Genomic DNA, 23,085 nt, shown 5'->3' with positions numbered 1-23,085 from the left:
CTTCCTCGAGCCGTTTCGCCAGCTTGTCGGTGGTGCGGAACTCCTTGAACGAAAGTTCCGGATGCGCATGGAGGTCGCGGCGGAAAGCGATCAGCTCCGGCAGGAGGGGCTCCAGCCACGGCCCCACGAGAGTCGTGGGCTCAGCTTCAGTCGAATAGTTGCGCACGGAATAACTCTATCGAGCGGCCAAAGAATAGCGGCATCGGGTACGGCGCGTTACGGATTGCTGAACATTGCACAGGCCGTGATCCGCTCTCCTCCGGCTACAGGACGTCGGTGTCGCCCTTGGCCTTGATGGCATCCACGGCCTGCTTGACCCGCTGCGAGTGTTCCTTGGTGGTGACCAGCAGGGCGTCCGGGGTGTCAACGATCACGACGTCCTTGATGCCGATCAGGGCGATCACCCGCTTGGTATCGGAGACCACCACGCCGCTCGCGTTCTCGGTGAAGACGCGTGCGCCCTCGCCCAGGACCGTGACCTCGTCGACTTCCTTGGCGCTGTTGAGCCGGCCCACGGAGGCGAAGTCCCCGACGTCGTCCCAGAGGAACGTTCCGGGCACCACGGCGACATCGCCGGCGGCTGCGGCTGGCTCGGCGACGGCGTAGTCAATAGCGATCTTGGGCAGCGTGGGCCACACCCGGGCCGTGACGGCGTCGCGCTCCGGAGTGTCCCAGGCCTTGGCGATCTCCTGGAGTCCGGCGAAGAGCTCGGGCTGGTTGGCTTCGAGGTGCTTGAGCATCAGCGAGACCGGGGCCACGAACATGCCCGCGTTCCAGACATATTCGCCGCTGTCGACGTACTCCTGGGCCACTTCCTCGCTGGGCTTCTCCACGAACTCCACCACGGACTGCGCACTGGGCGCGTCCGGGATGTGGAGGTTCGCGCCGGAACGGATGTAGCCGAATCCGGTGGAGGGATGGGTCGGCTTGATGCCGATGGTGACGATCTTCCCCGCGGCCGCGGTGTAGACGGCTTCACGGACGGCGTCCTGGAAGAGGTCGTCCGGGCTGATGACCTGGTCCGCGGCAAACGAGCCCATGATGATGTCCGGGTCCCGCTCGTGGAGGATGGCCGCGGCGAGTCCGATCGCAGCACCGGAGTCCTTGGGTTCGCTCTCCAGGACGAGGTCGGCTTCCAGGACCTCAGGCAGCTGGCGGCAGACGGCTGCCCTGTGGGCGGAGCCGGTCACCACCAGCACGTGCTTGCCGGCGACGGGCTGGAGGCGGTCATAGGTCGCGCGCAGCAGAGTGCTGCCCGAACCGGTGAGGTCGTGAAGGAATTTCGGGGCCGCTGCCCGTGACAGGGGCCAGAGGCGGGTCCCCACCCCGCCCGCCGGAATGACCGCAATAAAACGGTCCAGCGGTGAATCCTGGCTTGTCACTTTGTCTGTAGTCATCACGGCTACTTTAGCCGACGGCGGCCAATTCGGTCCGAATTGGGCCGGGATCGAGCCCTTCCGGCGCCTGCGACCACGGCCAAATGTGGCGTTCGTCTCAAAACAAACGCAAAACCGCGCCGGGGCCTGTCAACAAGGAGTTCCCAAATTGAATAAGCTGTGAGCGAAGCCTAGATTTAGGCTTGAGCTTACGAGTGCTCTCGCAGCAGGCGTTCCCCCCGCGTGGATCCCATGCCAGCGCCGCTGTGTTGCAGGGAGGTTTATTCAGTGCCGACAAAACCAGCTGGCACCTTGTACCGCGGCCGTGAAGGCATGTGGTCCTGGGTTGGACACCGCATTACCGGTGTAGTGATTTTCTTCTTCTTGTTGGTCCACGTGCTGGACACCTCATTGGTGCGTGTGTCCCCCGAGGCCTACACCGCAGTGATTGGTGCCTACAAGAACCCCCTCATGGCCCTGGGTGAAACGGGCCTTGTCGCGGCGATCGTGTTCCACGCCTTCAACGGCCTGCGGATCATCGCCGTCGACTTCTGGAAGAAGGGTGCCAAGTACCAGCGTCAGATGCTCTGGACGGTCCTGGGCCTCTGGGTCGTCGTCATGGTCGGCTTCTCCATCCGCCACCTGTCCCTCGCCCTTGGAGGTCACTAAGCCATGACTGCAACTATTCAGAGTCCGCGCAGCGGAAAACCCAGTAGTGGAAAACCCGGTAGTGGCAAGATCCAGCCAAAGTACCGCCGCACTGGCGGTTCCAAGGGCAACTTCGAGATGCTCGCCTGGCTCTTCATGCGCCTCTCCGGCGTCGTGCTGGTGGTGCTGATCTTCGGCCACCTGACCGTGAACCTGCTGGTCGGCGAGGGCATCCACGCGATCGACTTCGGCTTTGTGGCCGGCAAGTGGGCCGACCCGTTCTGGCAGTTCTGGGACCTGGCCATGCTGTGGCTCGCCATGCTGCACGGCACCAACGGCGTCCGCACGATCATCAATGACTACGCCGAGAAGGACGCAACGCGCCTTTGGCTGAAGATTGTGCTCTACGCGGCCACCACGGTCATCATCATCCTGGGCACCCTGGTCATCTTCACGTTCAATCCGTGCCCCGTGGCCAACGGCGTCCAGCTTCCCGGCGGTTTCTGCCCCGCACCATAGGGGCCGGCCGTAGCGGCGGAACCGCCGCGGACAGCAGCCCGTACGGGCAGGAATCCGCGGTCCGTCACGGCAACTGATCTTGCCTGCCGAGCGCAGGCGCAGATTGCACGAGACTTCACCGGGCAGGCGCGGCCTGCCGGTGGTTTATAGCGAATTTTGAGAGAAAGAGCGTCTGGTATGCAGGTCCATAAGTACGACGTCGTGATCGTCGGTGCCGGTGGCGCCGGGATGCGCGCGGCGATCGAATCAGGTCAGCGCGCCCGAACAGCAGTACTGACCAAGCTCTACCCCACGCGGTCCCACACCGGCGCGGCGCAGGGCGGCATGTGTGCAGCCCTGGCCAACGTCGAGGAAGACAACTGGGAGTGGCACACCTTCGACACCATCAAGGGCGGCGACTACCTGGTTGACCAGGACGCCGCCGAGGTCATGGCGAAGGAAGCGATCGACGCCGTCCTGGACCTGGAAAAGATGGGCCTGCCGTTCAACCGCACGCCCGAGGGCCGCATTGACCAGCGCCGCTTCGGTGGCCACACCCGCGACCACGGCAAGGCACCGGTCCGCCGCGCCTGCTACGCCGCCGACCGCACCGGCCACATGATCCTGCAGACCCTGTACCAGAACTGCGTCAAGCACAACGTCGAGTTCTACAACGAGTACTACGTCCTGGACCTGCTGACCGTCGAAGAGGACGCTGTCCGCGAGGACGGCACGCCGTACAAGCAGAAGCGCGTCGCCGGCGTCGTGTCCTACGACCTCGCCTCCGGCGAGCTGCACGTCTTCCAGGCCAAGTCCGTGGTGTTCGCCTCCGGCGGCGCCGGCAAGGTCTTCAAGACCACCTCCAACGCCCACACCCTGACCGGTGACGGCATGGGCATCGCGTTCCGCCGGGGCATCCCCCTGGAGGACATGGAATTCTTCCAGTTCCACCCGACCGGCCTGGCCGGCCTGGGCATCCTGCTCTCCGAGGCCGCCCGTGGCGAAGGCGCGATCCTGCGCAACTCCGAGGGTGAACGCTTCATGGAGCGCTATGCGCCCACCATCAAGGACCTCGCCCCGCGCGACATCGTGGCCCGCTCCATGGCCAACGAAGTCCGTGAGGGACGCGGCTGCGGCCCGAACAAGGACTACGTCCTCCTGGACCTGACGCACCTTGAGCCTGCGCACATCGATGCCAAGCTGCCGGACATCACCGAGTTCGCCCGCACCTACCTGGGTGTGGAGCCGTACACGGAACCGGTTCCGGTGTTCCCGACGGCGCACTACGCCATGGGCGGCATCCCCACGAACATCAGCGCCGAAGTCCTCCAGGACAACGACACGGTGGTCCCGGGCCTCTACGCCGCCGGCGAGGTCGCTTGCGTCTCCGTCCACGGCTCCAACCGCCTGGGCACCAACTCGCTGCTGGACATCAACGTGTTCGGCAAGCGCGCCGGCATCGCCGCCGCCGAGTACGCCAAGACCGCCGACTTCGTGGAGCTCCCCGTTGACCCGGAGGCCTACACGCTGAACCTGCTGGACCACGTCCGCACCTCTGACGGCACCGAGAAGGTCGCTGCGATCCGCAAGGAACTGCAGGACACCATGGACGCCAACATGCAGGTGTTCCGCACCGCCGACACGCTGAACCAGGTCCTGAAGGACATTGCCTCCTTCGAGGAGCGGTACCAGCGCATCAGCGTCCAGGACAAGGGCAAGCGCTTCAACCTGGACCTGCTCGAGGCCGTGGAGCTGGGCTTCCTGCTCGAGCTCGCCAAGGTCATGACCGTGGCGGCCCTGCACCGCGAGGAATCCCGCGGCGGCCACTTCCGCGAGGACTTCCCCGAGCGCGACGACGAAAAATTCATGAAGCACTCTATGGCGTACAAGGATGACCACGCCCCGGCGGACGGTTCCGCCGAGTCGATTGCCGGCATCCGGCTTGCCACCAAACCGGTGGTCTTTACGCGCTACGAGCCGATGGTGAGGAAGTACTAAGATGAGCGCTGAACTCGCTGAGCCAGCATCCAAGATCGAACTGCCCGCCGGCGTCGGCGGGGGCGGGGAAATCCCGTCCTTCGACGTCACCCTGCGCGTGCGCCGCTACAACCCCGAGGTCTCCGAGGACGCCACGTGGGATGACTTCAAGGTCACCATGTACGGCACCGACCGTGTCCTGGACGCCCTGCACAAGATCAAGTGGGAGATGGACGGCAGCGTCTCCTTCCGCCGTTCCTGCGCCCACGGCGTCTGCGGCTCCGATGCCATGCGCATCAACGGCCGCAACCGCCTCGCTTGCAAGACCCTGCTGAAGGACCTGGACACGTCCAAGCCCATCACGGTCGAGCCCATCAAGGGCCTGCCGGTGGAGAAGGACCTGATCGTGGACATGGAGCCGTTCTTCCAGTCGTTCCGCGAAGTCATGCCCTTCCTGATCAACCGTGGCCACGAGCCCACCAAGGAACGCCTTCAGTCCGCCGAGGACCGTGAGCGGTTCGATGACACCACCAAGTGCATCCTTTGCGCCGCGTGCACCTCGTCCTGCCCGGTGTTCTGGACCGACGGGCAGTACTTCGGCCCGGCGGCGATCGTCAACGCGCACCGCTTCATCTTCGATTCCCGCGATGACGCCGGCGACATGCGCCTGGAGATCCTCAACGACAAGGAAGGTGTGTGGCGCTGCCGCACCACCTTCAACTGCACCGAGGCATGCCCCCGCGGCATCCAGGTCACGCAGGCAATCGCTGAGGTCAAGCAGGCCATCCTTTCCCGCAAGATCTAAGGACCGGTCCACCGGCCCGCATGACCGGCTTCACCTTCAGTAATAATCGACGACGGCGCCTCTCACCTTTTAGGTGGGGGCGCCGCCGTCGTTTCCGCCCTCAAAGATTCGCCCACACACGAAAGGGGACACCGTGTCCCACTCAGAAAAAGTCTCGTTCCAAGGCTCCACCGGCGAACTTCTCTCCGGCGTGCTGGACCTGCCGGAGGGCCCGGTCAAGGGCTGGGGCGTGTTCTCGCACGGCTTCACCCTGGGCAAGGACAGCCCCTCGGCGTCCCGGATGTGCAAGGCCCTGGCGGACAACGGCGTGGGCATGCTCCGGTTCGACAACCTGGGCCTCGGCGAGTCCGCGGGAATGTGGTCAGAGGGGTCCTTCAGCCACAAGGTGGCGGACACTGTCAAGGCCGCCGAATTCATGCGGGACTCGGACCGGCGGGTTTCCCTGCTGGTGGGCCACTCGTTTGGCGGCGCGGCCGTCCTGTCCGCCGCACGGCAGATCCCGGAGCTGAGGGCCGTGGCCACCGTGGGTGCCCCCTTCTCCCCCAAGCACGTGGCCCACGTCTTTGACGCGGCCCTGGACCGTATCCTGAGCGAGGGAAGCGCCGAGGTGGACCTCGGCGGCAAGCGGGTGGAGATCCGCCGGCACTTCGTCGAGGATCTCGAAAACGCGGACCTGACGGACTGCATCCGGCAGCTGCACAAGCCGCTCATGGTGCTGCACTCCCCCACCGACAATACGGTCGGGATCGAAAACGCCAGCACCATCTTCCAGACGGCACGCCACCCACGCAGCTTCGTCTCGCTGGAGGGCAGCGACCATCTCCTGACCGGCAAAGGCCAGGCCGCCCGTGCGGCGAAGATTATTTCGGCGTGGGCCGACCAGTACCTCGACGCCTGAACGCGGCGGCCAGCGGCCCGCGGCGGCCCCGGGGCTCTACCGGCGTCTTGCCCGGCTGGACGCGCCGGGCACCCCAGCCCGTGGTCGCGGCGGCGGGCCCGGCCTTGAGGTCCTCCTCCCGGATCGCCACCCACGCGGCACAGATCACGTAGACCTGGCTGACCAGGTTGAACCAAATCAGCAGGCCGATGATGATGGCGAAGGGCGCCAGGATGGGGTTCTTGCCCGCGCTGGCCAGCAACTGGGTGCTGAAGATCTGCAAAATTGTGGTGCCCACCGCGGCGAGGGTGGTCCCTTCCAGCAGGGAGCGCCGGGCCGGCTTCAGCCCCGCGGCCACCCGGTACATGATCAGGGCGGTGCCCCAGCCGAGCAGCAGCGGGACGAGGATCGTGACGGAGGTCGTCAGGGGCCCGGCAACTATCGGTTCGAGGCCCAGCTGCCCGGTAACCCATCCGGCGGCCGTGCCAAAGATCAGCGAGGCCGCGGAGCTGACTACCAGGGCCAGCCCCATCAGCAGCAGCGTGCCGACGTCCTTGAGTATCTGCAGGATCGGATTCATCACCAGGGGGCCGAGCTGCATCATGCTCCGCATACCGTCGCGAATGCCGCTGATCCAGCCCAGGGACGTGAACACCGTCACCACGGCGGCGATCCCGGCGGCCCAACCCAGGCTGGTGGGGTTCAGCAGCTCATAGGGGTCAACCAGCCCCTCGCTGCCGTCCACCTTCAGGAGCCCGGGCGCGGCGGCGGCCACACTCCTGATGACCTGGTCCAGCAGGGCCGGATGGTCGCTGAGCACGAGGCCGGCCAAGGACAAGCCAGTGGCCAACAGGCCCGTGATGGAGAAAAACATCCGGAAGCCGATGCCCGCACTCAACAGCGGGCCACGCTGACGGAGGTAATGCGAGTATGCGCGCAGTGGCAGCAGCATGTTCAGCCGGGCCAGGAGCCAGTTCATCATCGCCATCAGGGACGCGATCGTCCCGCCGCCGGAGCGCCGGACCCTGCCCCATTCGACCCTCTTGCGGATGACTTCCAGTTTCAGCCCGGCCAGATCGGTGGGGAGCGGCGGCTTATCGGGCGCCTGCGGTGCCGTCCGGGCCTCTGTCGTGGTCAGGTTTGGTCCCAAAATCAAGCTCTTCCCGTAGCTGCCAGATGCCGTTGTCATCGTGCTCGTAAAGTCCCATGCTAGCGACCGGAAACGTGGCCCTGTAATCCTTCAGGACCGCTTCGGCCTCGTCGAGGCTTTCCGGGGCGACATCGTGGGCCACGGTAACGTGCGGGTGGTAGCCGAACGGCAGTTCCCGCTCCAGCGGGCCGGACTGCAGCTGGCGGTGCAGGTTCACGCAGTCCCCGAAGCCGTCCTCTACGTTCAGGAAGACGACCGGGGACACAGGCCGGAAAGACCCGGTCCCTGCGATGGTCACAGTGAAGGGCTCCTGCCGCCGTGCCACGTCCCGGACATGGCGCTGGGTCGCGGCCCAGTCCTTCGTCATAGTGGTGGTGACCAGCGTGATGTGGGCAGGGACGACGGTGGCCATGGGATCCCCGAAGGATGCCCGCCAGCGCTGGAGCTCCTCAGCGATGTCCGCCGGGAACCTCAGGATCACACCGATGCTGATGCCTTCGCTGCGCTGTCCGTTCGACGTGGCGGCTTTCGCGGTGACTTTGCTGACGGAGGACATTGACCTAACGGACTCCCTGGGCGCCGGCGTAGGGCAGGAAACCCACCTTGGCGTAGACGTCGCGCAGGGTGAGCGAGGCAATCTCCCGGGCCTTGTCCGCGCCGAGGCCCAGCAGCCGGTCGAGCTCCGCGGGATCGTCCAGCAGCTCCTTGGCCCGGTTCCGGATCGGGGTCAGGTGCTCCGTGACCACCTCGGCGAGGTCCGCCTTCAGGTGGCCGTACATCTTTCCCTCATAGGCGGTGACGAGGGCGTCGACGCTTTGCCCGGTGATCGAGGAGTAGATGGTCAGCAGGTTGGACACGCCCGGCTTCGCCTCCCGGTCGAACCGGATTTCGGTCTCGGTGTCCGTCACGGCGGACTTGATCCGCTTTGCCGTGACCTTGGGCTCGTCCAGCAGGTTGATCAGACCTGCCGGCGACTCCGCAGACTTGGACATCTTGGCGGTGGGGTGCTGCAGATCGTAAATCTTCGCGGAGTCCTTCTGGATGAAGGGCTCCGGCACCGTGAACGTGTCGCCGAACCGGGAGTTGAACCGCTGGGCCAGGTCACGGCTGAGCTCCACGTGCTGGCGCTGGTCCTCGCCGACGGGGACGCCGTGCGGCTGGTACAGCAGGATGTCCGCTGCCTGCAGGATGGGGTAGGTGAACAGCCCGACGCTGGCGTGCTCTGATCCCTGTTTGTGCGCCTTGTCCTTGAACTGGGTCATCCGGGACGCCTCGCCGAAGCCCGTGATGCAGTTCAGGACCCACGCCAGCTGGGCGTGCTCGGGCACCTGGGACTGGACGAAGAGCGTGCACTTGTCGACGTCGACGCCGCCGGCAATGTACTGCGCGGCCGTGACCCGGGTGCGGTGCGCCAGCTCGGCAGGATCCTGCGGAACGGTGATCGCGTGCAGGTCAGGGATGAAGAAGACGGCGTCGTACTCGTCCTGCATCCGGACCCAGTTCACGAGGGCGCCGAGGTAGTTGCCCAGGTGCAGAGAGTCGGCGGAGGGCTGCATGCCGGAGAGGATGCGGTGCCGGGCCGCGGTGGCCGCAGGGGCGTCCTTCGCGGTGGCAGCCTGAGCGTCGGGGGCGATGCCGGCCTGGGTCACTGTGGTCGCAGTTGAAGTGGTGGTCATTCGTGGAAGCCTTAAGACTAGAGCCGGTAGTCCACTACCAGCGGGGCGTGGTCGGAGAAGCGTGTGTCCCAGGACGCTGCCCGGTCAACAACGGCTGACACTGCGGCAGCAGCGAGAGCGGGCGTGGCCATGTGGTAATCGATGCGCCAGCCGGTGTCGTTGTCGAAGGCCTGGCCCCGTTGCGACCACCAAGTGTAGGGGCCGTCGACGTTACCCGCCAGGCCCCTGTGAACATCCTTCCAGCCGATTTCCTCGCCGAAGAAGCGGTCAAAGTAGGCCCGCTCTTCCGGCAGGAAGCCGGCACGTTTGACGTTGCCCTTCCAGTTCCTGATGTCCAGCTCCGTGTGGCCGACGTTGAGGTCGCCCACCACCAGCGCGTGGTCACTGTGTTTGGCGAGTTCGGGCAGCCGCTGGACCATGACGTCGAGGAAACGGAATTTGTCGTCCTGTTTGGGGGTGCCGGCCTCGCCCGAGTGCACGTAGGCGCTCGCGACGGTCAGCTGTGAGGCTTGCCCGTCCGCGTCCCGCACGATGTAGTCCGCCTCGACCCAGCGTCCGGCCGTGGCGAAGAAGTCATCGCCGATCCCCACCCGGGTAGCCAGGGGCTCTTCCCGGGAGGCAATGGCAACGCCGGCCCGGCCCTTGGCCTCGGCCTCGGCGTGGAGAATGTACCAGCCTTCGCCGAGCAGTTCCTCGACGATCGCGTCCGGCGCGCGGACCTCCTGGAGGCACAGGATGTCCACATCGCGCGGCTCAAGCCACTCCGCCATGCCCTTCTTGTAGGCGGCACGAAGGCCGTTGACGTTGACTGACGCGATGCGAAGGTGGTCCTTCTTCAATGCCGAGCTCACCCGATCCACTCTAGTCGATGATGGTTCCGCTGACGGGAGCGTCATCGCCGCCCGAGGATTTGATCATGTCCCGCGCGTTGGCGGCGGTGATCTCGATGGTCTCCAAGGCACGGCTGATCGTGTCGCGGTCCGCAGCCTCGCCCTTCGCCCGCTCCTGCTCGACCACCCGGACCTGGACCTGGACAATCTTGAACGAATGGTCCAGCTTCATGTCGCGGACGCTGTCCGCTGCGCGGCTTTCGCTCACCACACGGGTACCGCCGTGGTCAGCGCTGCCCGCCGCCGGCGGCCGCCCGGCTGCGGCGTTGAACGCGTTCTGGGCCTCGTTCAGCCTGGCCCCGGCCTTCTTGGCGGCCTTCTGGATGCTGAACACGACGAAGGAGGCCAGCGCCAGCCAGAAGCCGGCGATGATCGCCACGATCCAGCCCACGACGTCGTTCTGGTTGGCCGCGAAGATCACGGCCACCACGAACGCGATGATGAAGACCAGCAGCCCCGGCCCGCTGATGCGGAACATGGAGAACCGGCCGCGGGCCGTGGTGTCGTTGGACGTGGACGAGGAGCTACCCAGAGATTGCATGAGCCCATTATCGCAAACGGGGCCGGCCGCCCGTTGCGCTTCCACCCCGGGCGAACGCCGCCCCGGCGCCCGGCCTAGGTCAGGACGGGCGTTTAGGTCAGGACAAGCACTTAAGTCAGGACCAGGCAGAACGGGTGGCCGCTGGGGTCCGTGTAGACCCGGAAGGTTTCCGTACCGGCGTCGAGGCTGGTGGCGCCGAGCCGGAGCACCTCGGCTTCGGCGGCGTCGAGGTCCCCGACAATCACGTCCACGTGCATCTGCTGCGGGTGCTCGGCGTCGGGCCACTGCGGGCGGACCAGCCGTTCCAACCGCTGGAAGGCGACGGCGGGACGGTCGGCGGCGTCGCCGATCGAAATCCATTCCTCGTCCTCCTGCACCCGGATCATCCCCAGCAGCTCCTGGTAGAAACCGGCGAGCTTGTCCGGGTCCTCGCAGTCGATGACGAGGGCCTGCCATTTGCCGATCATGGGTTCTCCTTTTTGGAAGGACGGCTACTTGAGGAACAGTTTGCGCAGCCGGCTCGTGGTGAGCAGGACGCCGAGGGCGATCATGACGAGGTAGTAGCCGATGTGCACGGCGGTGGCCGGGGTGAACACCCCCACGCTGATCTGGCGCAGCAGTTCCACGCCGTGCCACAGCGGCATGGCCTGGATCAGCCACTGGATGGACTGCGGGTAGACGCTGAGCGGGTAGAACGTGGCACTGAAGAGGAACATCGGCAGCATGACGAAGTTGATCCAGTCCATTTGCTGGAATGTCTTCATGTAGCTCGTGATCCCCATGCCGAAGCTCGCGAAGCCGAAGGCGATCAGCACCGCGGCCGGGATCATCAGGATGGCCCACGGCGTGGTGATGAGGCCCATCAGGCCCATGACGGCTGTGAAGCCGGTGGCGTACATGGCCCCGCGCAGCAGGGCGAGGAAGATTTCGCCCATGGCGACATCCAGCGGCCCCAGCGAGGTGTAGAGCATGCCCTGGTACAGCTTGGCGAAGTTCATCTTGAAGAAGACGTTCCACGTGGAGTCGTAGACGGCGCCGTTCATGGCGGACACGGCCAGCAGCGCCGGCGCGATGTACGCGGCGTAGCTGATTTCCTGCCCGCCCGGGCCCTGGACAGACCCGACAATGGCGCCCAGGCCCACGCCCATGGAGATCAGGTACAGCACGGGTTCGAAGAACCCGGAGACCATGACCATCCAGTTGCTGCTCTTGGTGGCCATGAGCCCGCGGGCGACGACGGCGCGGACATTGCGGGAGTAGATGGGCCCGAAGCGGCGCCGGCGCGCGGCTTCGGTGACGCTGTGGTCCCCCGTGTTGAAACTTCCGGTCAGGACGCTCATGAGGCCATCCTTTTGGCGAACTGGCGTTTGGTCAGGATCCAGCCGGCAGCCGCCAGGCCCAGCAGGAAGAGGACGTGGACGACGGTGAGCCACGGCTCTTCCTCGTACCCGTAGCTGACCACGCGGCCAAGCTCGGTTCCGTGCCAGATCGGTGAGATCCAGCCGATCCAGCGGACCGCGAGCGGGAGCGTGTCCAGCGGGAAGAACGTGCCGGAGAACAGGAACAACGGCATGACGATGAACCGCATAACCATGGCGAACTGGCCCTTGTCGTGCTGGATGGTGGCCGCGTAGGCCATGAGCGGCAGGCCGAAGGACAGGCCGGCGAGCGTGGCGATGAGGATCGAAACCCAGCCCCAGGCGCCTGGCGCGGCGCCGAAGAGCGCGACGACGGCGAAGTAGATGGCCGACTGCAGCAGGAAGCGCACCGTCACGGCGATGATCTGGCCGCCGGCGATCTGCTCGGGAGTCAGCGGTGAGGCGTGCGGGCCGTAGTAGACGCGCCGCCACTTGAAGCCGTCCATCACGGGGAAGGTGAACTCGTTGGCGGCCGTCATGACGGCGGCCGAGATCAGCAGGGCCGGCGCGATGAACGTCAGGTAGCTGACCCCGCCGAAGACGCCGGCGCCGTTGGACTCGACCAGGGTGGCCAGGCCAACGCCCATCGCGAACAGGTAGGCCACCGGCTGTCCCACGCCGTACATCACGATGGTCCAGCCGTAGCCCTTCATGACCCGCAGGACCTGTTCGGCGTAGTAGAACGCGCCCCAGCGGCGGGCACGGGCGGCCGATACTTCCGGCGAGTGCGCGCGCAGGGCCGCCGCTGCGGTGCCCGCCGTCGTGCCCGCTGCCTGAATTGGCTTAGCCAGCTGCTCTTTCTTAGTCAACGAGGCTCCTGCCGGTCAGGCGCAGGAAGACGTCTTCGAGTGAGGAGCGGCGGACCAGTGAGGTGACCGGACGCAGGCCGCGGGCGGTGACCTGCTCCAGGGCGGCCTCGCCGTCGTGGGCGTAGATGAGCACCCGGTCCGGCAGGGTTTCCACCCGTTCGCCGATGCCGCCGAGCTCCGCGCCGACGCTCGCGTTGCGTTCCGAGCCGAAGCGCAGCTCCAGGACCTCCCGGGTGGAGTATTCGCGGATCAGGCTGGCCGGCGATCCCTCGGCCATGATCCTGCCCTTGTCCACCACAATCAGCCGGTCGCACAGCTGCTCGGCCTCGTCCATGTAGTGCGTGGTGAGGATCAGGGTGACGCCCTGTTCCTTGAGCCGGAACAGCCGGTCCCAGAGGATGTGCCGGGCCTGCGGGTCAAGGCCGGTCGTCGGCTCGTCCAGCAGCAGGATCCGGGGCTCGTTGATGAGCGAGCGGGCGATTGTCAGGCGCCGCTTCATGCCGCCGGAGAGGGCATCGACCTTGGAGTTGGCCTTGTCGGTGAGCTGGGCGAATTCCAGCAGCTCGTCGGCCTTGGGCTTGAGGTAGCTCATGGGCAGGCCGAAATAGCGGCCGTAGACCAGCAGGTTGTCCCGGACTTTCAGTTCCTCGTCCAGGTTGTCCTGCTGCGGCACGACGCCGAGGTGGGCGCGGACCTCCGGCCCGTGCTGTTCAGGGTCCAGGCCCATGATGTTCAGGCTGCCGGAGGTGCGCTGCGAGACCCCGCCGATCATCTTCATCGTGGTGGACTTGCCGGCGCCGTTGGGGCCCAGCAGGCCGAACGCTTCCCCGGCGGGAACGCGGAAGGAGATGCCGTCGACGGCGGTGACGTCGCCGTAACGTTTGGTCAGGTTCTCGGCGGTGATGACGTATGGGAGAGCGGCGTCGGAGGGGCTGCTCGCGCGTGATTCTTTAGAGGCAAGTTCGGACACCCGCACTACGGTAGTGGATCCCCGCAAACTATGAAAGAGTCTTTTCGTAAAAACTCCTGACGTATCCGTTCCGTTATGCCGGCCGGCGGTAGAACGTGCGGAATCCTGCGGTGGTTGGGCCCGCCGAAAGCCGGCCCAACCACCGCGGGAGCCTTAGGCGGGCCCCGGGCGGCGTTCCTTTGCCCAGCGGTTTTTCTCTGCCCATTGGCGTTCCGCGGTTTCCACCACGTTGGCGAGCAGCATGGCGCGGGTCATGGGCCCCACTCCCCCGGGGTTCGGCGAGAGCCAGGCGGCGACGTCGGCCGCAGCGGGGTCCACGTCTCCGGTGACCACTGCCTTGCCGCTGCCGTCATCGACCCGGCTGACACCGACGTCGAGCACGATCGCCCCGGGCTTGAGGTCCCCGGCCTTGATCATGTGCGGCTGCCCGGCGGCGGCAATTACGACGTCGGCCTGCCGCAGTTCTGCCGGCAGGTCCACCGTTCCGGTGTGCGCCAGGATGACTGTGGCATTGACGTCCTTCCGGGTCAGCAGCAGACCCACGGGACGGCCGATGGTGACGCCGCGGCCCACCACGAGGACGCGCTTGCCGTTCAGGTCGATCCCATGCCGGGTCAGCAGCTCCACGCAGCCCTTGGGCGTGCACGGCAGCGGGGATTTCATGGGTCCGCTGACGTTGGCCACGAGCCGGCCCAGGTTCATCGGGTGCAGGCCGTCGGCGTCCTTCTCGGGATCCATGGCCTCCAGGATGACGTCCTGGTCGATGTGTTTGGGCAGGGGCAGCTGCACGATGTAGCCGGTGCATTCCGGGTTCTCGTTGAGCTCGCGGACCACGGCCAGGAGTTCGTCCTGGCTGGTCTCTTCCGGCAGGTCGCGGCGGATGGAGGTAATGCCCACCTCGGCGCAGTCCTTGTGTTTGCCGCCGACGTACCAGGTGCTGCCGGGATCGGAGCCCACCAGGATGGTGCCCAGCCCGGGCGTGATGCCCTGGGCCTTGAGCACGGCCACGCGCTCGGTCAGCTCGGCCTTGATGGCGGCGGCGGTGGCCTTGCCGTCAAGGATCCGTGCAGTTTCAGCCGTTTTTGCGGTGTGCGAAGAAGTCATGGCCTACCACTGCTCGTGCTGCGGGTACAGCGGGAAATCGGCGGCGAGCTTGTCCACGCGGGCCTGCAGGGGTTCGATCTCCGTGGCAGCTCCGGACTTCAGCGCCGTGGCGATGATGTCCGCCACTTCGGTGAATTCCTCGGCGCCGAAGCCGCGGGTGGCCAGAGCCGGTGTGCCGATGCGCAGGCCGGAGGTGACCATCGGCGGGCGAGGGTCGAACGGCACGGCGTTGCGGTTGACGGTGATGCCGATCGAGTGCAGGAGGTCCTCGGCCTGCTGGCCGTCCAGCTGGGAGTTGCGCAGGTCCACCAGGACCAGGTGCACGTCGGTGCCGCCGGTCAGGACCGAGACGCCCGCACCGGCGACGTCGGCCTGGCCGAGGCGCTCGGCGATGATCTTGGCGCCTTCGAGCACGCGTTCCTGGCGCTCCTTGAATTCCTCGGTGCCGGCGATCTTGAAGGCCACGGCCTTCGCCGCGATCACGTGCATGAGCGGGCCGCCCTGCTGGCCGGGGAACACGGCGGAGTTAAGCTTCTTGGCCCACTCCTGCTTGGCCAGAATCACGCCGGAGCGGGGACCGGACAGCGTCTTGTGCACGGTGGAGGTCACGACGTCGGAGTACGGGACCGGGCTCGGGTGCAGCCCAGCGGCGACGAGGCCGGCGAAGTGCGCCATGTCGGTCCAGAGCAGGGCGCCGACCTCGTCGGCGATCGAACGGAAGGCCGCGAAATCGAGGTGCCGCGGGTAAGCGGACCAGCCGGCGATGATCACCTGGGGCTTTTCGGCGATGGCCTGCTCGCGCAGCTTGTCCATGTCGATGCGGAAGTCATCTTCCTCGACCTGGTAGGCGGCGACGTTGTAGAGCTTCCCGGAGAAGTTCAGCTTCATGCCGTGGGTGAGGTGCCCGCCGTGGGCCAGGGACAGGCCCAGGATTTTGTCGCCGGGGGTGATCATGGCGGCGAGCGCGGCGGCGTTGGCCTGCGCGCCGGAGTGCGGCTGCACGTTGGCGTATTCGGCGCCGAACAGGTCCTTGACGCGGTCGATCGCGAGCTGCTCGGCGACGTCGACGTATTCACACCCGCCGTAGTAGCGGCGTCCCGGGTAGCCCTCGGCGTACTTGTTGGTCAGGACGGAGCCCTGGGCTTCCATCACGGCGCGCGGGGCGAAGTTCTCGGAAGCGATCATTTCCAGGGTGCCGCGCTGGCGGCCAAGTTCCTGGGCAAGGACGGCGGCGATTTCAGGGTCGAGTTCGGCCAGCGGCTGGTTGCTCACGGCGGCTGAGGTGGCGGTGGTAGTAGTCACGAGGAACTCCTGGTTGGCAACGGGTACGGCTATTGGTCAGGCTACCGGCTGGCCCGTTGCGCCGCCCCTTGATTACGGGCCCCTTAACAGCGGGCCGCGACAGCGGCGGCCGGCACCCCGTGCGGGCACCAGCAACGGTGCGGCAGCGGTGATGCTGCCGACCGGTAAGACATGACCCTCGGCCCAGGCGTACGATCCGTGGTCTTCGTGAGTGCCGCTCCCTGATGGTTAGCCATCCAACGCCAGTTGCGACGGGTTAACACTACCAAAACCCTTTCAAAACTGCCCTTGAAGCGCAGGTAGGCTGTTCCTCGTGACTGATGAGAACCTGACTGCCTCCTACATCCTGACTCTTTCCTGCCCTGACCGGCCTGGCATCGTGCACGCCGTCGCCGGGGCCCTCCTGGTGGCGGGCTGCAATATTACAGATTCCCAGCAGTACGGCAGCCAGGGCACGGGCACCTTCTTCATGCGGGTGGAGGCGACGACGGCGGCGGCCCAGGCGGAGCTGCAGGCGGCGCTGGAACCTGTGGCGCAGGCCTTCGGGATGCAGTGGAGCCTCAACCCGGCCGGCCGGAAGGTCCGCACCCTGCTGATGGCCAGCACGTCTGCCCACTGCCTGAACGACCTGCTATTCCTGCAGCGCTCCGGAACCCTGCCGATCGACATTCCGGCCATCGTGTCCAACCACCGCGACCTCGAGGGTTTGGCGGAGTTCTACGGTATCCCGTTCCACCACATCCCGGTCACCCCGGACACCAAGATCCAGGCGGAGGACGCCCTCCGGGTCCTGATGAAGGAACACGACATCGAGCTCACCGTCCTGGCCCGGTACATGCAGATCATCTCCGACGAGCTCTGCACCGAACTGACGGGCAAGGCCATCAACATCCACCACTCGTTCCTGCCCTCCTTCAAGGGTGCCAAGCCCTACCACCAGGCGCATGCCCGCGGCGTGAAGCTCATCGGCGCCACGGCGCACTACGTCACGGCGGCCCTGGATGAGGGGCCCATCATCGAGCAGGAAGTCATCCGGGTGGACCACCGGCGCACCGCGGAGCAGTTCGTCCAGATGGGCCGCGACGTGGAGGGCCGGACCCTCGCCCAGGCCGTGCAGTGGCATGCCGAGCACCGCGTCCTGCTCGACGGCAACCGGACGGTTGTCTTTAACTAGAAGCGGTCATTAACTGGAGCTATGGAATCCTCCCGCAGGGACCGGCTCGAATCGTTTGTGGTGCTGTTGAAGAACGAGGGCCGGCACGGCGTGCTGGGCCTGGATTGCGGCCCGGGCGCCGACGGGCTGCACTTTGTGCAGTCCGGCATCCATTTCACCGGTGTCGACCAGTCCGAGGAGAACATCCACATCGCCCGATCCCACGGGCTGGAAGCCTCCGTGGCGGGACCGGTCTCCCTGCCGTTCGCCGATGCCGCGTTTGACTCGGTGTGGGCGGTGGACGCCCTTGCGGGCCTGCCCCCGGAACAGTGGGACGACGTCGTCCGCGAACTCGGGCGGGTGGCCGAACCGGGCGCGCCGATCGCCGTCATACTCCCCGCACCCGACCCGCGCGGCGCCGGCGACCCGCGCAGCTCGGGCGACTGGGGCGGCGAGGGCTTCACGGTGCTCCGCTCCCCCGCCTGACGGGGGCGGCGGTGTGTCCTAGGCTGGAGGCATGGCTCCCCTCTACGCATTCGCCGGTACCACTCCGGCCGTCCATGACTCCGCCTTCGTCGCGCCCACGGCGTCCGTGATCGGCAACGCCACCCTGGCCGAGAACTCAAGCGCCTTCTACGGTGTCAGTGTCCGCGCCGATACCGCCGCCATCACCGTCGGCGCCGGCAGCAACCTGCAGGACAACGTGGTGCTGCACGCCGACCCCGGCTTCCCCTGCACCGTCGGGGCGCGGGTCAGCGTCGGCCACAGCGCCGTGGTCCACGGCTGCACCGTTGAGGACGACTGCCTGATCGGCATGAGCGCCACCATCCTCAACGGGGCCGTGATCGGCGCCGGGTCCCTCATCGCCGCCGGTGCCGTGGTGCTGGAGGGCACCGTCATCCCGCCCCGCTCGCTGGTGGCCGGCGTTCCGGCCAAGGTCCGGCGCGAGCTCAGCGACGAGGAGTTCGCCGGTGTCCAGCACAACGCCGCCCACTACCAGGAACTGGCACGCGCACACCGCGAACTTCACAACGCCTGAGGAGCACAGCGCCGGGGCCGACCGCCCGCTCAGTCCAGGGCGATCGGCCCGAGCTCGGAGAGCAGCTCGCCCGGTCCGGGATTCCCGGCGGGGGTGGAGCCACCGAGGTGGTTGACCACGCCCCAGACGGCGTTTAGCCCGGTGGTGACGGCTCCCTCGGCCCAGCCGGCGGTGAAGGAGACGTCGTCGCCGGCGAGGAAGATCCCGCGCTGTTCGGCCGGCAGCCCGTCCTGCTTGAAGTGCGTGAAGAGCCGCTGCTGGTAGCGGTAGTGTCCCGGCAGGTTGGCCTTGAAGGCGCCCATGAAGTTGGGGTCGGCCTCCCACGAGACGGTGATGGGCTGGCCCACGATGTGGCTGGCGATGTCCACCCCGGGGTAGATCTGCTCCAGCGAGTGCAACATGAGCTCCGCCCGTTCCTCCGCGGTGAGCGAGAGCCACTTCAGCGCGTCGTCGTTCCAGGTGTAGGACAGCAGGATCACGGCCGGCTGGTCCGGGCCGTTGTCCAGCAGGTAGGTGGCACGGTTCAGCCGGTCGGTCAGCGTCATGGACAGGACCTCGCGGCCGGTGGCCGGGTCGATGTCCTTCCAGAACGGCCGGTCCACCATGACGAAGGTCTTGGAGGACTGCATGTAGTGGGAGCGTTCGATCGCCGTCCACAGTTCGGCGGGGAACAGGGCCTCGTCCGTGTGGATCCGGGTCGAGAGCAGCCATGACTGGCAGGTTGTCACCACCGCCGGGTAGGCGGATTCGCGTCCCCAGCGTTCCCGGATCCGGAAGTCGCCGCCGCCGTCCCGGGCGATGCGGTCCACGGCGCCGCGCGGCGCGCCTGCGTGCAGCGACGCCAGCGAGGTGCCGTCCGGCCAGTGGGCCATGCCCGACGGCGTGTGCTCCCACAGTGCCTCGGGGAGCCGCTGCGCGCCGCCGTCGATGAGCCGGTGCCGGTCATCGGCGTCGGTGTAGACCACGCGAAGGATTTCGAGGATCGAGTTGGGGAAGTCGGTGTCCCAGCCGCCGGTGCCGAATCCCACCTGCCCGAAGGCCTCGCGGTGGGCGAATCCGGCTTCCTTGAAGGAGTCGCTGCCGGCGATGAAGCCGTAGAACGTCTGCTCGTCCAGCTGCGGGAGCAGCGCGTTCCAGAGTTCCTTGATCCGGGCTGTGTCCCGGGCGCGGATGGCGTCCTGCATCTCGGCGAACCCGGCGCCGTCGTTCGCGGCGGCCTTCCACGCGTCCGCCACCTCACGGAAGAACGGCGGCAGGTCTGCCGCGGTCTCGGCATAGTATTTCTGGCCCGCAAGCTCGATCACCGTGCTGGAGGTCGCCGGCGCCAGTGGATTGGGGAAGGCCCGGGTCTGCAGCCCGAGCAGGTCCACGTAGTGGTAGAAGGCCCTGCCGGATTCCGGGAAACGCATTCCGCCGAGGTCTGCCACGATCCCAGGCGCGGACGGGAAACTGGCGGTCCGCAGCCGGCCGCCGATCCTGTCGGCCTCGTAGACCACCGGCCGCAGGCCCAGCTTCATGAGCTCATACGCGGTCACCAGTCCGGACAGTCCGGCACCGACGACTGCGACTTCGGTCCCGTAAAGCTCGGGCGGCACCGATCCCAGGCCCTCCGGGTGGGCGAGGTAGTGGTCGTAGCTGAACGGGAAGTCCGGATTCAGCATGGTGATGGGCGCCGCGCCCGCTTCAGCAGCGGGTTCGGGAGCCGGAAGTTCGGTGGCGATGGTCATGAGATCTCTGCCTTCAGTTCCTGGTGTGTGGTGGTGTTGTCAGGGTGGCGGCTTGATAGGTCAAGGTAGTCCTCGTGGCTCAGCGCAGCCACCCTGGAGTTCTTCCGGCCGTAGCCGAAGTAGGCGGCACAGCCAACGAGCATCCAGGCACCGAACACCGCCCAGGTCTCGGCGCCGAGGTTGGCCATGAGGTAGGCGCACATGAGGGCGCCGAGAACCGGTGTCAGCGGAAAGAGCGGGACGCGGAAGCTGCGCGTGAGTTCGGGCCGGGTCCGCCGCAGGTAAATGACTGCCACGTTGACCAGGGCGAAGGCGAACAGGGTACCGATGCTGGTCGCGTCCGCGAGGGCACCGAGCGGCACCAGGCCGGCGGTCAGTGCGACGGCGGTGCCCACGATCAGGGTTCCGGCAGCCGGCGTGCCGGTCCGGGCCGAGATCCGGCCGAAGACCTTGGGCACCAGGCCGTCGCGCGACATCGAAAGCAGGATCCGGGTCTGCCCGTACAGCACGGTCAGCACGATGCTGGCGATGGCGAGCACGGCGCCGACGGCGAACACCACGCCAACCCAGGGCTGGCCGGTGATTTCCTCAAGGATCTTCACGAGGGCCGCCTCGGTACCGTCGAACCAGCCCCAGGGGCGCGCGCCGATGGCGGCGACGGCCACAAGCACATAGATGCTGGTGACGATCAGCATGGAGAGCAGGATGGCCCGCGGGAGGTCGCGCTTGGGATTCCGGGCCTCCTCGCCGGCCGTGGAGGCTGCATCGAAGCCGATGTAGGAGAAGAAGACCCGGGAGGCTGCGGCCGAGACGCCGGCGGCGCCCATCGGCATGAGGGGTTCGAAGTGTCCGCCGTTGAAGGCGGTGAAGGCCACGGCGCAGAAGAACAGCAGGATGCCGACTTTGACCAGGACGATCGCCGTGTTGATCCAGGCGCTCTCCTTGGCGCCGCGGACCAACAGCACGGTGGCCAGGGCGACAATCACGATTGCGGGCACGTTCAGCACGCCGCCGGCTCCCGGCGGTTGCGAGATGGCGTCCGGGAGTTCCAGGCCGAAGACCGCCAGGGCCTCGTTGACGTACTGGCCCGCACCGACCGCGACGGCCGCCACCGAGACGGCGTATTCGAGCACCAGGCACCAGCCGCAGATCCAGGCCATGCCCTCGCCCATGGTGGCATAGGTGTAGGAGTAGCTGGAACCGGCGGCAGGGACCAGGCCGGCCATCTCCGCGTAGGAGACGGCGGAGAGCAGGGCGGCGAAGCCGGCGATGGCGAAGGAGATCCAGATGGCCGGGCCGGCGAGCGGCACCGACTGGCCCAGGATGACCAGGATGCCGGTGCCCAAGGTGGCCCCGACGCTGATCATGGTCAGCTGCAGGACACCGAAGCTGCGGACCAGCCGCGTGCCGCCGTGTCCGGTCTCGGCCTCGCGGACCAGTTGGCCGATCGGCTTGCGGCGCAGGAGCTGGGCGGTGAGCCCGGGACGGCCGGCTGCCGCCGGCGGGCGTTCACCGATCAGAGTTGGCACAGTCATCGTTGACGTCCTTATCTTCAGTAGTGGTCGGTTTCCCGAACCAACCCTAGGCGTGTGAGCCACCTCTCAAGGTTGTGCAAAATGACCTGTAGTCTTCCCCCATGAGACTTAATGCACTTGGACTCCGCCGGCCGGGCGGCCGGCACGGGGGCCGCGGCCGTGGCTGCTGAGGACCCGGAGCGGCTCGGCTTCGTCACGCTGGCGCAGTTCCTGGGCCAGTTGCCGGCACTGGCCGTCGTGCACGACGGCGGCAACGGCCAGGAGCGCCTGCGCTGGGTGGAGCCCAGCGAACTGGAAGACCCCACCCCCTACCTGCTCGACGGCGAGTTCCTGCTCACGGCCGGCCTGCCGTTCGTGGGCGGGGGCGGCAGCGAGGAGGCGGTGGACGCTTACGTGCGGCGCCTGGTCCAGGCCCGCGTGGGCGCCCTGGGCTTTGGCCTGGAGCCGTATTTCGACGCCGTGCCCGAGGCCGTGGTGCGGGCCTGCCGGCAGCACAACCTGACCCTGGTCGCCATCCCGGAGAGCCTCCCGTTCGCCGCGCTGGGACTGGAATTCTCCCGGCTCCTCGAGTCGGACAACGCCAAGACCTTCCGCCAGCTGGCCGACACCAGCCGGCAGCTCATGCGCGCGGTCTTGTCCGCGCGCCCCGAGCACGAACTCCTCGCGGCCCTGGTCCAGCGCGTCCCGGTTTGGGCCGTGCTGGTCGGCGCCGACGGGCGGGTGCGCGCCCGCGGTTCGGGCCCCTCCCCCGGCCCGCAGGGCGCCGGCGCCGCTGCCGGCACCGTGCCGGGAGTTGACTCCGCCGACCTGCAGCCACTGCTGGCCAGGCTGCTCGCCGGCAGTGGTCCGCGGGTGGAGATGGATTCGTTCGACGCCGTGGGCTCGTCCCTGGTCTTCGGGTATCCGCTGCGCAGCACCCGGGACGCCAACCTCGGCGCGCTCATCCTCGGCACGGACGCCCCGCTGACCCCGGCCCAGAACAGCGTTGTATCCACCGCGGTCGGGCTGCTGGAACTGCTGGTCCGCCAGCGCATCAGTGGCTCCCTGGCCCCGAGCCAGCTGGCTACGGCGCTGCTGCTGCACCCGGAGAGCGTGGCCTCAGGATCCGCACGGCATGTCAACGGGTTCAAGGACCTGCTGGCCCAAAGCATCTCCTCCACCCGGTCCGGCCAGCTACGGGTCGTGCAGGGTCTCCGGATTGACGCAGCCCCGGACAGCGCCCGGACCCCGGACAGCGCCCGGACCCCGGGCGGACCGGGCGAGGCTCCGGTGCGGGCGCTGCTGGAGTGGCGGCGGCTGTTCGACACCAAGCTGGTGGAGCTCACCGAGTACGGCTTTGCCGCCATCACCCGGCTAAAGGTCGACGACGCCCTGCTCGCCGAAGTGGAGCGGCTCGGCTGGCGCCTCGTGATCGGCAGCGGCACCGATTTCGCGAACCTGCCGGCGGCCTACCGGCACGCCGCTTCACTGCGCAACCGCGTTCTCACGAGCCGCCGGAGCGTCCGGGCGGACGACGTGACGTGGTCGGTGGCCGGCCTGCTGGGACCGGCTGCCGGCACCCTGCTGGCGGGCCATCTGCTGGCGCCCCTG

The 23,085-nt window shown here is 67.2% G+C and carries 23 protein-coding genes and 1 pseudogene; 9 read left to right on the top strand and 15 right to left on the bottom strand.

Annotation, left to right across the window (positions count from 1 at the left end; genetic code table 11):
* A pseudogene (locus Y706_RS28895) lies at positions 1-166 on the bottom strand (amidohydrolase); the annotation flags it as partial.
* Between the two features lie 97 nt (positions 167-263).
* Entirely contained in the window at positions 264-1,397 is a 1,134-nt protein-coding gene (locus Y706_RS0115630; RefSeq protein WP_026537818.1) for a mannose-1-phosphate guanylyltransferase, read from the bottom strand.
* A 267-nt stretch (positions 1,398-1,664) separates the two neighbouring features.
* Between Y706_RS0115630 and sdhC the strand changes: the two genes are divergently transcribed.
* The 5 genes from sdhC (at position 1,665) to Y706_RS0115605 (ending at position 6,202) form a co-directional block, all read left to right on the top strand.
* On the top strand, positions 1,665-2,045 hold the full coding sequence (gene sdhC / locus Y706_RS0115625; protein WP_079553238.1) for a succinate dehydrogenase, cytochrome b556 subunit: 381 nt from the start codon (positions 1,665-1,667) through the stop codon (positions 2,043-2,045).
* Between the two features lie 3 nt (positions 2,046-2,048).
* Complete coding sequence (locus tag Y706_RS0115620) at positions 2,049-2,543, top strand: succinate dehydrogenase hydrophobic membrane anchor subunit (RefSeq protein ID WP_028277341.1); 495 nt, start codon at positions 2,049-2,051, stop codon at positions 2,541-2,543.
* Positions 2,544-2,720: 177 nt separating this feature from the next.
* Entirely contained in the window at positions 2,721-4,520 is a 1,800-nt protein-coding gene (gene sdhA / locus Y706_RS0115615; RefSeq protein ID WP_028277340.1) for a succinate dehydrogenase flavoprotein subunit, read from the top strand.
* Position 4,521: 1 nt separating this feature from the next.
* Positions 4,522-5,304: a succinate dehydrogenase iron-sulfur subunit gene (locus Y706_RS0115610; protein ID WP_018774751.1), complete on the top strand. Its 783-nt coding sequence runs from the start codon at positions 4,522-4,524 to the stop codon at positions 5,302-5,304.
* Positions 5,305-5,437: 133 nt separating this feature from the next.
* Entirely contained in the window at positions 5,438-6,202 is a 765-nt protein-coding gene (locus tag Y706_RS0115605; RefSeq protein ID WP_028277339.1) for an alpha/beta hydrolase family protein, read from the top strand.
* Here Y706_RS0115605 and Y706_RS0115600 read toward each other — a convergent pair.
* The 11 genes from Y706_RS0115600 to glyA form a co-directional block, all read right to left on the bottom strand.
* Entirely contained in the window at positions 6,165-7,331 is a 1,167-nt protein-coding gene (locus Y706_RS0115600; protein WP_028277338.1) for a YihY/virulence factor BrkB family protein, read from the bottom strand. The genes Y706_RS0115605 and Y706_RS0115600 overlap by 38 nt on opposite strands.
* On the bottom strand, positions 7,276-7,887 hold the full coding sequence (locus Y706_RS0115595) for a 2'-5' RNA ligase family protein (protein ID WP_028277337.1): 612 nt from the start codon (positions 7,885-7,887) through the stop codon (positions 7,276-7,278). The genes Y706_RS0115600 and Y706_RS0115595 overlap by 56 nt, the downstream gene beginning before the upstream one ends.
* 4 nt (positions 7,888-7,891) lie before the next feature.
* The gene (gene trpS, locus Y706_RS0115590) at positions 7,892-9,007 is read right to left on the bottom strand and encodes a tryptophan--tRNA ligase (RefSeq protein ID WP_028277336.1); all 1,116 of its coding nucleotides are present in this window, start codon (positions 9,005-9,007) and stop codon (positions 7,892-7,894) included.
* Positions 9,008-9,024: 17 nt separating this feature from the next.
* Complete coding sequence (locus tag Y706_RS0115585) at positions 9,025-9,858, bottom strand: exodeoxyribonuclease III (RefSeq protein WP_028277335.1); 834 nt, start codon at positions 9,856-9,858, stop codon at positions 9,025-9,027.
* Between the two features lie 10 nt (positions 9,859-9,868).
* Entirely contained in the window at positions 9,869-10,438 is a 570-nt protein-coding gene (locus tag Y706_RS0115580) for a hypothetical protein (RefSeq protein WP_028277334.1), read from the bottom strand.
* A gap of 110 nt (positions 10,439-10,548) precedes the next feature.
* Positions 10,549-10,905 (bottom strand): VOC family protein, encoded by a 357-nt coding sequence (locus Y706_RS0115575; RefSeq protein ID WP_028277333.1) that lies wholly within the window; start codon positions 10,903-10,905, stop codon positions 10,549-10,551.
* A gap of 24 nt (positions 10,906-10,929) precedes the next feature.
* Positions 10,930-11,778, bottom strand: coding sequence for an ABC transporter permease (locus Y706_RS0115570; protein WP_028277332.1), 849 nt, complete (start codon positions 11,776-11,778; stop codon positions 10,930-10,932).
* Entirely contained in the window at positions 11,775-12,647 is an 873-nt protein-coding gene (locus Y706_RS0115565; protein ID WP_028277331.1) for an ABC transporter permease, read from the bottom strand. Before Y706_RS0115565 ends, Y706_RS0115570 begins: the two co-directional genes overlap by 4 nt.
* A 10-nt stretch (positions 12,648-12,657) precedes the next feature.
* Positions 12,658-13,569, bottom strand: coding sequence for an ABC transporter ATP-binding protein (locus Y706_RS0115560; protein ID WP_028277330.1), 912 nt, complete (start codon positions 13,567-13,569; stop codon positions 12,658-12,660).
* Positions 13,570-13,788: 219 nt separating this feature from the next.
* Positions 13,789-14,739 carry a bifunctional methylenetetrahydrofolate dehydrogenase/methenyltetrahydrofolate cyclohydrolase gene (locus tag Y706_RS0115555; RefSeq protein WP_028277329.1) on the bottom strand — a complete coding sequence of 317 codons (951 nt, stop codon included), beginning with the start codon at positions 14,737-14,739 and terminating at the stop codon, positions 13,789-13,791.
* Positions 14,740-14,742: 3 nt separating this feature from the next.
* Positions 14,743-16,041, bottom strand: a complete 1,299-nt coding sequence (gene glyA / locus Y706_RS0115550) for a serine hydroxymethyltransferase (protein ID WP_028277328.1) — start codon at positions 16,039-16,041, stop codon at positions 14,743-14,745.
* A gap of 313 nt (positions 16,042-16,354) precedes the next feature.
* Here glyA and purU point away from each other — a divergent pair, with 313 nt between their 5' ends.
* The 3 genes from purU to Y706_RS0115535 are packed head-to-tail and all read left to right on the top strand — an operon-like array spanning position 16,355 to position 18,233.
* Positions 16,355-17,215, top strand: a complete 861-nt coding sequence (gene purU, locus Y706_RS0115545) for a formyltetrahydrofolate deformylase (protein ID WP_028277327.1) — start codon at positions 16,355-16,357, stop codon at positions 17,213-17,215.
* Between the two features lie 21 nt (positions 17,216-17,236).
* A complete protein-coding gene (locus Y706_RS0115540) occupies positions 17,237-17,680 on the top strand; it encodes a class I SAM-dependent methyltransferase (protein ID WP_028277326.1) in 444 nt (147 codons plus the stop codon).
* Between the two features lie 31 nt (positions 17,681-17,711).
* Positions 17,712-18,233, top strand: a complete 522-nt coding sequence (locus tag Y706_RS0115535) for a gamma carbonic anhydrase family protein (protein WP_028277325.1) — start codon at positions 17,712-17,714, stop codon at positions 18,231-18,233.
* A gap of 29 nt (positions 18,234-18,262) precedes the next feature.
* On the opposite strand, the gene Y706_RS0115530 is transcribed toward Y706_RS0115535, so the two are convergent.
* Both Y706_RS0115530 and Y706_RS0115525 read right to left on the bottom strand, forming a co-directional pair.
* Entirely contained in the window at positions 18,263-19,960 is a 1,698-nt protein-coding gene (locus tag Y706_RS0115530) for a flavin monoamine oxidase family protein (RefSeq protein WP_028277324.1), read from the bottom strand.
* Complete coding sequence (locus Y706_RS0115525; RefSeq protein WP_028277323.1) at positions 19,957-21,495, bottom strand: amino acid permease; 1,539 nt, start codon at positions 21,493-21,495, stop codon at positions 19,957-19,959. Before Y706_RS0115525 ends, Y706_RS0115530 begins: the two co-directional genes overlap by 4 nt.
* A 111-nt stretch (positions 21,496-21,606) precedes the next feature.
* Between Y706_RS0115525 and Y706_RS25755 the strand changes: the two genes are divergently transcribed.
* Positions 21,607-23,085, top strand: a 1,479-nt coding sequence (locus tag Y706_RS25755) for a PucR family transcriptional regulator ligand-binding domain-containing protein (RefSeq protein WP_253906809.1), incomplete at its 3' end; no start/stop codon positions are given.

Source organism: Arthrobacter sp. I3 (assembly GCF_000520575.1).
Lineage (GTDB): Bacteria > Actinomycetota > Actinomycetes > Actinomycetales > Micrococcaceae > Arthrobacter > Arthrobacter humicola_A.
Note: the sequence above shows the minus strand (reverse complement) of the source record. Positions and strands in the feature narration are given on the sequence as shown.

Coding starts and splice junctions, on each gene's coding strand:
- Y706_RS0115575 (WP_028277333.1), bottom strand. CDS start 10,905: ATGATCGGCAAATGGCAGGCCCTCGTCATCGACTGCGAGGACCCGGAC.
- sdhA (WP_028277340.1), top strand. CDS start 2,721: ATGCAGGTCCATAAGTACGACGTCGTGATCGTCGGTGCCGGTGGCGCC.
- Y706_RS0115540 (WP_028277326.1), top strand. CDS start 17,237: ATGGAATCCTCCCGCAGGGACCGGCTCGAATCGTTTGTGGTGCTGTTG.
- Y706_RS0115530 (WP_028277324.1), bottom strand. CDS start 19,960: ATGACCATCGCCACCGAACTTCCGGCTCCCGAACCCGCTGCTGAAGCG.
- Y706_RS0115525 (WP_028277323.1), bottom strand. CDS start 21,495: ATGACTGTGCCAACTCTGATCGGTGAACGCCCGCCGGCGGCAGCCGGC.
- Y706_RS0115595 (WP_028277337.1), bottom strand. CDS start 7,887: ATGTCCTCCGTCAGCAAAGTCACCGCGAAAGCCGCCACGTCGAACGGA.
- Y706_RS0115535 (WP_028277325.1), top strand. CDS start 17,712: ATGGCTCCCCTCTACGCATTCGCCGGTACCACTCCGGCCGTCCATGAC.
- Y706_RS0115610 (WP_018774751.1), top strand. CDS start 4,522: ATGAGCGCTGAACTCGCTGAGCCAGCATCCAAGATCGAACTGCCCGCC.
- Y706_RS0115555 (WP_028277329.1), bottom strand. CDS start 14,739: ATGACTTCTTCGCACACCGCAAAAACGGCTGAAACTGCACGGATCCTT.
- Y706_RS0115620 (WP_028277341.1), top strand. CDS start 2,049: ATGACTGCAACTATTCAGAGTCCGCGCAGCGGAAAACCCAGTAGTGGA.
- Y706_RS0115580 (WP_028277334.1), bottom strand. CDS start 10,438: ATGCAATCTCTGGGTAGCTCCTCGTCCACGTCCAACGACACCACGGCC.
- Y706_RS0115630 (WP_026537818.1), bottom strand. CDS start 1,397: ATGACTACAGACAAAGTGACAAGCCAGGATTCACCGCTGGACCGTTTT.
- trpS (WP_028277336.1), bottom strand. CDS start 9,007: ATGACCACCACTTCAACTGCGACCACAGTGACCCAGGCCGGCATCGCC.
- Y706_RS0115570 (WP_028277332.1), bottom strand. CDS start 11,778: ATGAGCGTCCTGACCGGAAGTTTCAACACGGGGGACCACAGCGTCACC.